Below are 12338 nucleotides of genomic sequence, written 5' to 3'. Positions count from 1 at the left end.
AATACGTCTTTCTTCCTAATAAAGTTTCAAATCTACTTTCCATTTGTTCGAATTTTTCAGGTTTTCATTTAATTATTAAAAATATTATTTAATTGAAAATCTCCAAATTAGGGCATTCAGTTTTTAAGTCGTAATTTTGCGGAAATTTTTGAATACTTTAGAAAAAGAAATGGCGGAATATAGACACCGAGAAATAGAGAAAAAATGGCAAGCGTATTGGGAAGAAAACAATACCTTCAAAGTAGAAATAGATAAATCGAAACCTAAGTTTTACGTATTGGATATGTTTCCATATCCTTCTGGGGCAGGTCTTCATGTAGGGCATCCATTGGGTTATATAGCTTCTGATATTTATGGAAGGTACAAGTCCCTGAAAGGATTTAATGTGCTACATCCCATGGGATTTGACTCATTTGGTTTACCAGCCGAGCAATACGCCATTCAAACGGGTCAACACCCTGCCATAACCACCGAAAGTAACATTAATACCTACATAGCTCAATTAAAAAATATTGGCTTTGCATATGATTGGTCAAGAGAAATCAGAACCTCTGAGGCTGACTATTATAAATGGACGCAGTGGATTTTTATGCAGCTTTTTGATAGCTGGTATAACAAAGAAACTGACAAAGCTGAATCTGTAGAAACGCTTTATGCTTTATTTAGCAAAGGTGGCTCAGCAGCAGCAAAAGCAGTTTGTCACGACGACCTACCTGTATTTTCTGCAGAAGAATGGAATGCATTTTCGGAGGATAAAAAATACGAACTTTCGTTAGATTATAGGTTGGCATATGTGTCAGAATCTGTAGTGAACTTTTGCCCCGAATTAGGCATGGTTTTGTCAAACGATGAAGTTAAAGACGGCGTCTCGGAAAGAGGTGGTTATCCGGTTATTCAGAAAAAAATGAATCAATGGATGATGCGTATTACAGCATATGCAGACAGATTGATAAATGGCCTAGATACGATTGATTGGTCTGAATCTTTGAAAGACCAACAAAGAAACTGGATTGGCCGCTCAAACGGTGCTTCGGTAAAATATCAAGTTGAAAATTTCGATAAAAAAATTGAAGTTTTCACTACCCGAATAGATACGATTTATGGGGTAAGTTTCATGGTTTTGGCACCCGAGCACGAGTGGGTAAAAGAACTTACCACAGAAACACAAAAATCTGAAATCGAAAATTATATTCTTGAAACTCAGAAAAGGTCAGAATTAGATCGTATGTCAGACGTTAAAACTGTTTCAGGGGCATTTACAGGGAGCTATTGCATCAATCCGTTCTCTGGCGAACGTGTTCCGATTTGGATTGCCGACTATGTTTTGGCTGGATACGGCACAGGTGCGGTTATGGGTGTACCTTCGGGCGACCAAAGAGACTGGGGTTTTGCCACAAAATTTGGTTTGCCAATTATTCCAATTCTAGATGCACAAATAGACATCGACACCCAAGCTGATGCTACCAAAGAAGGTAAATACATCAATTCGGGCATGATAAACGGCATGACTTACCAAGAAGCTACTGAGAAATTAGTAGCCCACATGGAAGCCAATGGTATAGGAAAAGGGAAAATCAACTACCGTTTGCGTGATGCAGTTTTTGCTCGTCAGCGTTATTGGGGTGAGCCTGTTCCTGTTTATTTTAAAAACAACGAAGCTGGCAAAGCCAAACCATATTTAGTAGCTGTGAAAGATTTGCCTTTGGTTTTACCCGAGATAGATAAATATCAACCTACCGAAACTGGCGAACCACCACTAGGAAGGGCTCAAAACTGGAATTACACGCCTGAAGGCTCTACGGAATCATATCCCTTAGAAATGAGCACAATGCCAGGTTGGGCCGGAAGTAGCTGGTATTGGTATCGCTATATGGATGCTAAAAACGACACTGAATTTGCATCTAAAGAAGCTTTGGACTATTGGGAAGATATCGATTTGTATTTAGGTGGAACTGAACACGCTACGGGCCACTTGTTATACTCAAGATTTTGGAACAAAGTACTGAAAGACCTTGGCTACGTAAAAAAAGAAGAGTTCGCTAAAAAACTCATCAACCAAGGAATGATTATGGGCCGTTCTAGTTTTGTTTATAGACTAAAAGACGCCCCTACTCCTACTTTTATTTCACACGGATTAAAAGACCAATACGAAGTTGTAAAATTACACGTAGATGTCAATATAGTAGACAATGATGTTTTAGATGTTGAAAAATTTAAAACTACAAGAAACGACATCGGAACCGACCCACAGTTTATACTAGAGGATGGAAAATACATTTGCGGATCAGAAGTAGAAAAAATGTCAAAGTCGAAATACAATGTGGTAAATCCAGATACTTTGGTAGAGAAGTACGGTGCAGATACATTGAGACTTTATGAGATGTTTTTGGGGCCATTGACCGAAAGTAAACCGTGGGATACTCGAGGAATAGAAGGAACGTATAGATTCTTAAGAAAGCTTTGGAGGTTGTTTTTTGATCAAAATGGTGTAGCAATATTTAAGGATGGCGAGCCAACAAAAGACGAATTAAAAACGCTTCACAAGACCATAAAAAAGGTAGAAGAGGACGTTGAAAACTTCTCATTTAATACTTCTGTGAGTTCGTTTATGATTTGTGTAAATGAATTAACCGACCAAAAATGTCACAATAAGGCAATTTTGAAAGATTTACTAATCATCATGGCTCCGTATGCACCGCATATCACCGAAGAGCTTTGGGCACACATAGGTGAAACTCCTGGTAGTTTAACTCATGCTAGCTTCCCGGTTTGGAATCCTTCATTTTTGGTAGAAGATTCATTCGAATATCCGATTCAAGTAAACGGAAAAGTAAGATTGAATTTGAACTTTGCGGCTGATACGTCAAAAGAAGAAATAGAAAAAGCTGTATTAGCAAACGAGCAAGTGATCAGATGGATGGAAGGTAAGCCACTTAAGAAAATCATAGTGGTTCCTAAAAGAATAGTTAACGTGGTTATTTAATATTGAAAAGGAGGTTGTAATAGACCTCCTTTTTTATTTCAAATTAAAATTTAAAACTGTATACTAAATAAGGAACAATTTTTGTTAATCTTATTGAAACTACATCATTATGCGAAAAATCTTCTTTCTTCTTTTTATTGCTTCAAATAGCTTCTCTCAAAGCTTTTTATCACCCGATAGCTCAGATGTATTCTTTAAAGATTTGACAGTAAATCAGGTTGTTTTTAAAGCCAATGATAAAGAACTTAAGGCGTTTGAACAGAAGTTTGGAAAGATGTTTGACAATAAGGCTCAATACACTGCTTTGCTAAATGTAAATGTAGATGAATGGGAAATGGATCTTTTTGACAAAAGAAATGAGGCTCTAAACTACCTAAAACAAAAACAAAAAGATTTTGAACCTGAAGTTTTGAAAAGATTGGAAGCTGAGGTGATGTTTAATTATTGGCATTTGCTTTATGCATATCCGGTTTTAAGAAGTAACGCCGACCAAAAACTCAAAACGGTGGTATCGTTGCCAAAAGTAATGACCAAAAGTTTTGATTTGCCCAAAGGAGATGAACTTTTAGCTGTTAAAAGCTATCGAGATCTCCTTAACTTTTGGGTTATTTATCAAAATTCTGAGAAAAATAAGTTTGTAAAATATGCGGATATGGTGCAGTCTGCAGTTGACAAATCTGACTATGCCGTACAAAATCTTCAAAAACAAAGCCTTGATTATGTTTTGGCAAATATTCTTCAAGAAAACAGCAACAGAATAAGTTCGAGTGCGGCACGTTATATTTTAAGTCAAATAAACTCAGAGAAAATTCAGCAAAACTTCAAAGGCGACTTCATTACAAAAATAGTAGAAAAAGAACATAACCTTGAAGAAAAAGCCAAAGAAGAAGCTACAAAAAAAGCAAAATCGTCCGGCATAGATATTACGTTTTTAGACAGAGAAGGAAAGTCTTTTGACCTAAGTAAATATAAAGGAAAAGTAGTTTATTTGGATATATGGGCTAGCTGGTGTGGACCCTGTAGAGCAGAATTTCCTTATTCCAAAAAAATGTACGAAAGCTTAAGCGAAAAGGAAAAAAAGAATATAGTTTTTCTCTATATTTCAATTGACGACAAAGAGGAAAACTGGAAAAATGCGATACAAAACCTAAATTTAGATGGTTTTGAGCATGGTTTTTCGTCTGGAGGCTGGGGTTCTCAAATCGTGCAAAAGTTTAAAATAACCGGAATACCCCGTTATATGATTATCAACAAAGACGGAGCAGTAGTAAAACCCGATGCTAAACGACCAAGTAATCCTGAAACACTTTCGGAGCTGCTAGAGTTAGCTAAATAGAGAAAAAAAACAGCAAGCTTTGTTGATTTTTTAACTAAATTTGAATCAAATATTCAGCTAAATAGTTTTATTAGAAAAAATCGAAATCGAATGTTTAAATATATTTTTTTAATACTAATATTATTAATTTTTGTTGCTCCTCTAAGAAGATTTCTCTTTTGGTTAGTTGTAGGAAGGCAAATAGTTAACGAAAAGAAAAAATACGAGAGTTACACAAACTCTCTCAAACCGGAAGGTGAAATAAAAGTGGATCACATTCCGAATAAAAACAAAGGAACGTCTAGTTCTGGTGGTCAGTATATTGACTTCGAAGAAGTAAAATAAGCTTCAAATTAATGGTAAAATCAAAATTCAATATTCCGTATTCTATCGATGCGGCTGTTCTAATTTTAAGAGTATTTCCTTCCTTTTTCATGCTTTTGCATGGCTTCCAAAAGCTTTCTAAAGTATTTTCTGGAGATTGGTCATTTGCAGACCCAATTGGGCTTGGTGAAGGCTTTTCGCTAACCGCCACCATTTTTGCCGAAGTGGTTTGTTCGCTACTAGTTATGGTTGGTTTCCTAACCCGCCCAGCCTTGCTTGTGTTGATGTTTGTAATGTGTGTGGCAGCATTTGTGGTGCATGGTGCAGATGCACTTTCTGACAAAGAGCATGCACTTTTATTTTTAAGTATTTATTTGGCGATTTTTGTTACAGGACCCGGTAGACTTTCTATGGATTTCCGTGTATTTAACAAATAGTGATTTAGCTTTTTCTAATTTGTTCCAAAATCACATTTGGGAAATGTTTGTATTCTAAATCATGAATTTTAGCCGCAACATCATCTGCAGAATCGTTCGGGAGCACTTCACATTTTCCTTGAAAAATAATTTCCCCTTCGTCATAGTTTGCATTTACGTAGTGAATAGTAATACCACTTTCGGTTTCTTTGTTGGCAACCACCGCTTCATGCACATGATGCCCCCACATGCCTTTACCGCCATATTTCGGCAATAAAGCAGGATGAATATTGATCATTTTGTTTTCAAAAGCATTCGTAAGGTTTTCGGGTATCAACCAAAGGAAACCTGCCAAAATAACCCAGTCGATATTGTTATTTTGCAGTATCTCTAGAATTTTGTCCGTCTTTGTAAAAAGATATTTATCAAAGATTACAATCGGTATGTGTAGCCTTCGGCCTCTTTCGATAACGCCAGCTGTAGGATTATTGGTCAAAAATAAACTAACTTCTGCTTCGTCATTTCCTCTTAAATATTCCACGATATTTTCGGCATTTGAACCAGAACCCGAAGCAAATATTGCAATCTTTTTCATCTAAAAATTTATTATTATCAGAGTACCATCATACTTGCTACTCCCATTACCATCAACCATTTACACCACTTGCTTATCCTAGAGAAATGACTTTTTCTGTCTGCTGAAACCAGTAAAATTGTGATATATATTAATACTACTCCTAATAGCGAAAATATGAACCAAAGTGTTTTGTTGTGCAAAGGATAGCTCAACACACAAACCAAAACACAAAAAGCACCAATTAATGCAAATAACAACTTCTTGGTTTTTCTAATACCCCAAACAATAGGCAGCGTGGTGGCACCGTACATTTTGTCACCTTTTATGTCTTCTATGTCTTTAATTATTTCTCTAATTAAATTAATAAAAAACGCGAACAAAGAATAAATATGAATTACTTGAGATTGGTCTGGAAATAAGATTGCTGTTTCACTCAGTGATAATCCAGTTAAACCCGCCACTATCAGGTTTCCATAAAAAGGCTTTTTCTTAAATATAGAAGCATAAAACCACAACAAAGTTACTGCGAAAACTGCTATCAGAAAGGTTTTGTATCCCAATATTCCTGCAAGGATTACGCCTATCACACTTAATGTTTGATGCAAAAGTAATGCATATCTTCTTTTGATGAATCTACCTATATAAACTTCATTAGGCTTATTTATCAAATCTATTTTTACGTCAAAATAATCATTAATGACGTATCCGGCGGCAGCTATTAGCAAAGTAGAAAGAACCAATATATTAAACCTGAAATCTAAAAGGCAGGTCAAATAGGAATCACAACCTACCAAAAAAAGTCTTACCACAAATTGAGTAAGAGCAATAATCAGCAGGTTTTTCCACCTAATAAAATCAAAAAATGCTTTAATGTGCGTCACAGTTTATTATTCAAAATTATCAATAATTATCAATATTACTTTTCGGATTCAACATTTTGTTTGATAAATCTCATTTTAGGTAGGATTATTGCAAAACCTAATACGATTAACAATCCTTTTTTGGTAATTAGAATAACAGTGGGTATTAAATTATTGTTGTAAGAGTTTCAATTGGAATTATTTTAATGCATTTTACTGTTTAACAGCATAGACTAAAAGCAAATTATATTGAAATCAGGAAATATGAAAATAGGAATAGTGTGCTACCCGACCTTTGGCGGTAGTGGTGTGGTGGCAACCGAACTAGGTAAGGCCTTGGCTCAAAGAGGACATGAAGTTCACTTTATCACGTATTCCCAACCTATCCGATTAGATTTTTTTAACGAAAATATCTTTTATCACGAAGTAAATATCTCTTCTTATCCGCTATTTCAATATCCTCCCTATGAGTCAGCTTTAGCTGGTAAAATGGTAGATGTGGTAAAGCACGCCAAATTGGATATTTTGCATGTACATTATGCCATACCTCATGCTACTTCGGCATTTTTGGCCAAACAAATCTTAAGATCTGAAGGACTTGATATCCCTGTAGTGACTACGCTTCACGGTACCGATATTTCTGTGGTAGGAAAAGATCCATCTTTAAGGCCTGTGGTTACGTTTAGTATAAACGCTTCGGATGGTGTGACTGCCGTTTCTGGCGATTTACGTCAGGAAACTTACGATGCATTTGACGTTAAAAACGACATTGAAGTTATATACAACTTTGTGGATTTAAAACGTTTTTATAAGCAAGAGAAAGAGCACTTTAAGCGTTTCATATGTCCAAACGAAGAAAAATTATTGGTGCATGCGTCTAATTTTAGAAAAGTTAAACGTATTGACGATATCATAAGGGCCTTTGCAAAAATAAAATTAGAAATACCGAGTAAGTTACTATTAGTAGGTGACGGCCAAGAGCGTCAAAACATGGAAGAGCTTTGCCGAAACTTGAACTTGTGTGACGATATTCGCTTTATCGGAAAATTAGAGGCAATTGAAGAAGTTCTTTCTGTTGCAGATTTATTCTTTATGCCTTCTGAAAAAGAAAGCTTTGGACTAGCCGCCCTGGAAGCGATGGCATGTGAGGTGCCGGTAATCTCGAGTAATACGGGAGGGCTGGCCGAATTAAACATTCATGGCGAAACTGGTTTTTTAAGTAATGTAGGCGATGTAGATGATATGGTTAAAAACGCTATATTTATATTACAAGAAGAAAACTTGAAAACTTTCAAAGCGAATGCATTGAAAAGAGCTAAAGAATTTGATTTAAATTTAATTGTTCCTAAATATGAAGCATATTATGCTTCTGTAATTTCAAAATCACAGGAAGTGAATGAAGCACTTAGCTTATCTAAATAAATATTTTTTCAAGTACAAATATTACCTTTTACTGGGTATTTTATTTACCCTTATTTCAAATCTTTTTGGTATCATTCCTGCCCAAGTGGTTAGGCATGCACTTCAAATGGTAAAGGCCAATGTGGACCTTTACCTTTTGTTTGATCAAGCAGAATTGCAAAACAGTACGTATTCACTTTTTACATACAGCATTACCTTTTTTGGATTGGTTATCTTAGGAATGGCCATTTTGAAAGGTATATTTTTGTTTGCCGTTAGACAAACGCTCATTGTGATGTCAAGGCACATAGAATACGACCTTAAAAACGAAATATACGCTCATTATCAAACCCTGCCCCTATCTTTTTACAAGCAAAATTCTACTGGCGACCTGATGGCGAGAATCTCTGAAGACGTCAGCAAAGTGAGAATGTACGTGGGACCATCTTTGATGTATCTAATTAATATGGTCATTTTGGTATTTCTGGTATTATCTTATATGTTTTCGGTTAATGCGAGGCTAACATGGTATGTTTTAATACCTATGCCTATTTTATCCTTGAGTATTTTTATAGTAAGTAGTATCGTAAATAAGCGTTCAGAGCAAATTCAAAAGAGCCTTTCAAACCTCTCTACTTTCGTTCAAGAAGCCTTCTCTGGAATAAGAGTGATTAAGTCATTTGCAAAAGAAGAAGAATTTATTGCGGATTTCGCTAAAGAAAGTAATGTTTATAAAGACAAGTCTATGGACCTTACCAAGGTAGACTCATTGTTTTCTCCATCTATCATGTTTTTGATAGGTCTCAGCACAGTTATCTGTGTGTATGTGGGTGGCCAAGAGATTATCTCTGGAAGGCTTACGCCGGGCAACATTACAGAGTTTATCATGTATGTTTTTATGCTTACATGGCCACTAACCGCATTGGGTTGGACCTCAAGTCAAATACAAAGAGCGGCTGCCTCGCAGAAAAGAATCAATGAGTTCTTGTTTACGAAAACCGATATTGTTTCCGAAGAAAATTTAAAGCCAGAAGTAAAAGGGAAGATAGTGTTCGATAATGTTTCTTTCAAATATCCTGATACCGGCATCGAAGCCCTTAAAAATATTTCTTTTGAAGTAAATCCGGGTGAATCACTGGCTATTATTGGCACAACTGGTTCAGGAAAAAGTACGATTGCGAATTTGATTTTGAGACTTTACAACACAGGTTCTGGAACTATAAAAATAGACAATCACGAGATAAAGAGTTTCGAAATTCCGTATCTAAGAAATCAAATGTCATTTGTGCCACAAGATGTGTTTCTTTTTTCTGATACTATTTCAAACAACATTAAGTTTGGCAATAATGAAGTAACGGAATTAGAAGTAAAAGAAGCCGCAAGAAATGCCGATTTACTTGAAAATATTGAGCGTTTTGACCAAAAATTTGAAACCAAACTAGGTGAAAGAGGAATAACACTTTCGGGTGGGCAAAAGCAAAGGGTATCGCTTGCTAGGGCGATTATTAAAAACCCTAAAATATTGATTCTTGACGACTGTCTTTCGGCTGTCGATACCACAACAGAGAACACTATTTTGAATAACCTAAGAAGCGTAATGGAAGGTAAAACCACCATTTTGATATCTCACAGAGTTTCTAATGCACGTTTGGCTGATAAAATCATCGTGTTAGACGAAGGTAGAATTGTAGAATTTGGAGATCACAAAACTTTGATTCAGTCGCCTGGAGCATATAGAGAATTATACGAATTACAAAGCAATAGTGAAGAGCTAATAGAGGAAAAATATTCATGATAGAATTGATAAAAAAGTCAGATATAGAAGCCGTTATCTTTGACATGGATGGCTTATTGGTCAACTCTGAACCGCTATGGCATATTGCTGAAAAAATAGTTTTTAAAGCTGTCGGCGTAACCCTCACAGAAGAAGATTGTCTGTTAACAACCGGTTTGCCAACCAAAAACGTAATGGAATATTGGTTTGAAAGAAGACCATGGAAAGGCAAATCTACTTCTGAGCTTGAAAGCGACCTTTTTGTTGAAATCAAGAAGTTATTGGCGGAGCATTCTGAGCCTATGTTGGGTGTATTGGAAGCTTTGGAGTTTTTTAAATCTCAAAACTTAAAAATTGGTTTGGCGTCTGCGTCTCCCATGTTTTTAATTGATATAGTTTTAGAAAAACTTGGAATCAGGCCTTACTTTGATTTTGTGCATTCGGCCACTTTAGAAAAAAATAACAAACCTCACCCTGACGTATATTTAAGCGTTGCCAAATATCTGGAGGTTCCAATCCGTAACTGTATTATTTTTGAAGACTCTTTAAATGGCGTAAAAGGTGCAGTAGCTTCTGGAGCAAAAGTTATAGCTGTGCCTGAGCCTCATTTTTTTAGCTCTTCAGCCTACGACATTACACCTTATAAAATCCCTAATTTATTAGAATTTCATTCTGTTTTGGATTTTTAAAGTCAAAATTTTTATTTCAATTCAATTACGATTTTTTAGTTTCTAAAAATAGTCCTACCCATTATCTGCCTTAATTTTTATAGTTTTGTTAAAAATCAGTTTTCTGAAAATTAACTTACGCTATTAAATGCTTGATTTATATATAAAAAACCTTACTTTCTTGTTCAAATGGATACTGATTACTTCTGTAATTGGCGTTTTAGCAGGTAGTGGGTCTGCTTTATTTTTATTTAGTTTAGAATGGTGCACAAACTATAGATTAAATAATCCTTATGTACTTTATTTTTTACCACTGTCAGGATTATTGATTGGACTTTGGTACCATTTTTTGGGTACTAACGTAGCCGCAGGTAATAACCTCATTATAGATGAATATCATAAGCCTAAAGAAATAATTTCTATTAAAATGGCTCCGATGGTTTTAATAACCACCTTAATGACGCACATAGTGGGTGGTTCGGCAGGGCGTGAGGGAACCGCAATTCAAATGAGTGCTTCGCTTTCGGATCAACTTAGCCGTATGTTTAAAATAGACTCTTTTGACCGTAAACTTATTTTATTGGCTGCTATTAGCGGTGGTTTTGCCTCTGTTTTTGGCACCCCTTTAGCAGGTGCATTATTTGCTTTAGAAGTAGCCTTAATTGGTAAAATTTCCTATAAAGGAATCATGGTTTCATTTTTTGCCGCATATTTCTCAAACTTCGTTTGTGACGCTTGGGGAATTCATCATACCCAATATTTAGTATCTGAAGTTCCTTATTTCGATTTAAAATATTTCCCATGGGTGATTTTGGCAGGTATTATTTTTGGAATTACGGCATTATCGTTTTCAAAAGCCACGTATATTTTTGCTAATACATTTAAGAAATACATCAATTATCCACCTTTTCGCCCTTTAGTTGGAGGCTTTGTATTGTTATTCTTTTTTTTACTTTTTGATTTAGATAAATTTCAAGGTTTGGGTGTTCCTTTTATAGAAGCCTCTTTCAAAAATATTGAAACTCCTCAGGTTTTTGTTTTAAAACTTCTTTTTACGGCGTTCACGCTTAGTGCCGGTTTTAAGGGTGGTGAGGTAACACCTTTGTTTTTTATTGGAGCAACCTTAGGCAGTGCATTAGCAGTGTTTATGCCACTTCCTGTGTCGCTTTTAGCAGGTATGGGCTTTGTAGCAGTTTTTTCTGGAGCTACCAACACTCCGCTTGCCTGTACATTTATGGCTATTGAACTTTTTGGTGCAGCAGGTGGGCTTTATTACGGTATTGCTTGTGTGGTGGGATATATCTTTTCAGGACATTCAAGTATCTACTCTTCTCAACTTATTGGTGAAGCCAAGCATCCTTTTTTCGATTTTTTGAAATATAAAAGCCTTAAAAATCTATAATACTTGAAACTAATTCAATTTGGTTTTAAACCAAAAAAAAGAGACCGAAGTCTCTTTTTTTTTATTCTCTTAATCAATATTAAGCTTTAGGTTTTCTCTTTTTCATGACCAAACTATCCGCAGGATAATTCGCTTTCAAAGAGTCCATTTGAGCCTGTGCCCAGACAATAATCAATTCTCTTTGTGCATCTGTAAGGTTAGCTCCTTTGTGCAGTCCTAAGTAAGTATATGACTCTAAAGGCATTTCTTTTTCTTTCACCATTTCTATCGTTTCCTCCAACTTATGGTTTTGAACCGCGATAGGAAGTTTTAACAACGTAGAAATATTAAAATGCTGCTTTCCTTCTTCTACATGATGATTAAGAAAAGACGCCACAGGCTGCACATTGGCATACCAGGGGTACTCTGTTTTATTTGAGTGGCAGTCGTTACAGGCTACCACAAATATGTCTTTTACCTCGCTTGACATTGGGTACTTGTTCGTAAATGCATACGTATTATCATCAGAAATGTTTTTTTCAGGTCTGTAAAACTGAAACGCAATTAGAGCAATCAATACCCCTATAATTATTTTTTTTACCATTGGTTTATCTTTTTATGCAATGTAAAATTATTTTC

Annotated in this window: 11 protein-coding genes; 8 read left to right on the top strand and 3 right to left on the bottom strand. The window is 35.6% G+C overall.

The genetic code is table 11. The features are described 5' to 3' along the window. The first annotated feature begins 169 nt into the window (after positions 1-169). The 4 genes from leuS to ACFOOI_RS03580 all read left to right on the top strand — a co-directional run bounded on the left by leuS (position 170) and on the right by ACFOOI_RS03580 (position 5059). On the top strand, positions 170-2983 hold the full coding sequence (gene leuS, locus ACFOOI_RS03595) for a leucine--tRNA ligase (RefSeq protein ID WP_379840171.1): 2814 nt from the start codon (positions 170-172) through the stop codon (positions 2981-2983). A 109-nt stretch (positions 2984-3092) separates the two neighbouring features. Then, a complete protein-coding gene (locus ACFOOI_RS03590; RefSeq protein ID WP_379835157.1) occupies positions 3093-4319 on the top strand; it encodes a TlpA family protein disulfide reductase in 1227 nt (408 codons plus the stop codon). 90 nt (positions 4320-4409) lie between these two features. Then, positions 4410-4643 (top strand): DUF4834 domain-containing protein, encoded by a 234-nt coding sequence (locus tag ACFOOI_RS03585; protein ID WP_379835155.1) that lies wholly within the window; start codon positions 4410-4412, stop codon positions 4641-4643. Positions 4644-4654: 11 nt separating this feature from the next. Further along, complete coding sequence (locus ACFOOI_RS03580; protein ID WP_379835153.1) at positions 4655-5059, top strand: DoxX family protein; 405 nt, start codon at positions 4655-4657, stop codon at positions 5057-5059. Positions 5060-5063: 4 nt separating this feature from the next. Here the strand turns inward: ACFOOI_RS03580 and purN are convergent, their stop codons facing one another. Then, positions 5064-5633 (bottom strand): phosphoribosylglycinamide formyltransferase, encoded by a 570-nt coding sequence (purN, locus tag ACFOOI_RS03575; RefSeq protein WP_379835150.1) that lies wholly within the window; start codon positions 5631-5633, stop codon positions 5064-5066. A gap of 17 nt (positions 5634-5650) precedes the next feature. Next, complete coding sequence (locus tag ACFOOI_RS03570) at positions 5651-6496, bottom strand: geranylgeranylglycerol-phosphate geranylgeranyltransferase (protein ID WP_379835148.1); 846 nt, start codon at positions 6494-6496, stop codon at positions 5651-5653. A 243-nt stretch (positions 6497-6739) separates the two neighbouring features. On the opposite strand from ACFOOI_RS03570, the gene bshA reads away from it, so the two are divergent. From bshA to ACFOOI_RS03550, 4 genes are all read left to right on the top strand, one after another. Next, complete coding sequence (gene bshA, locus ACFOOI_RS03565) at positions 6740-7897, top strand: N-acetyl-alpha-D-glucosaminyl L-malate synthase BshA (protein ID WP_379835146.1); 1158 nt, start codon at positions 6740-6742, stop codon at positions 7895-7897. Further along, on the top strand, positions 7872-9671 hold the full coding sequence (locus tag ACFOOI_RS03560) for an ABC transporter ATP-binding protein (RefSeq protein ID WP_379835143.1): 1800 nt from the start codon (positions 7872-7874) through the stop codon (positions 9669-9671). Before bshA ends, ACFOOI_RS03560 begins: the two co-directional genes overlap by 26 nt. Then, positions 9668-10339, top strand: coding sequence for a hexitol phosphatase HxpB (gene hxpB, locus ACFOOI_RS03555; RefSeq protein WP_379835141.1), 672 nt, complete (start codon positions 9668-9670; stop codon positions 10337-10339). Before ACFOOI_RS03560 ends, hxpB begins: the two co-directional genes overlap by 4 nt. Positions 10340-10466: 127 nt before the next feature. Next, positions 10467-11720: a chloride channel protein gene (locus ACFOOI_RS03550; RefSeq protein ID WP_379835138.1), complete on the top strand. Its 1254-nt coding sequence runs from the start codon at positions 10467-10469 to the stop codon at positions 11718-11720. Positions 11721-11799: 79 nt separating this feature from the next. Here the strand turns inward: ACFOOI_RS03550 and ACFOOI_RS03545 are convergent, their stop codons facing one another. Then, positions 11800-12303, bottom strand: coding sequence for a heme-binding domain-containing protein (locus tag ACFOOI_RS03545; RefSeq protein WP_379835136.1), 504 nt, complete (start codon positions 12301-12303; stop codon positions 11800-11802). Positions 12304-12338 lie beyond the last annotated feature (35 nt).

Source organism: Lacihabitans lacunae (genome assembly GCF_042649125.1).
GTDB classification, from domain to species: Bacteria; Bacteroidota; Bacteroidia; order Cytophagales; family Spirosomataceae; genus Leadbetterella; species Leadbetterella lacunae.
Note: the sequence above shows the minus strand (reverse complement) of the source record. Positions and strands in the feature narration are given on the sequence as shown.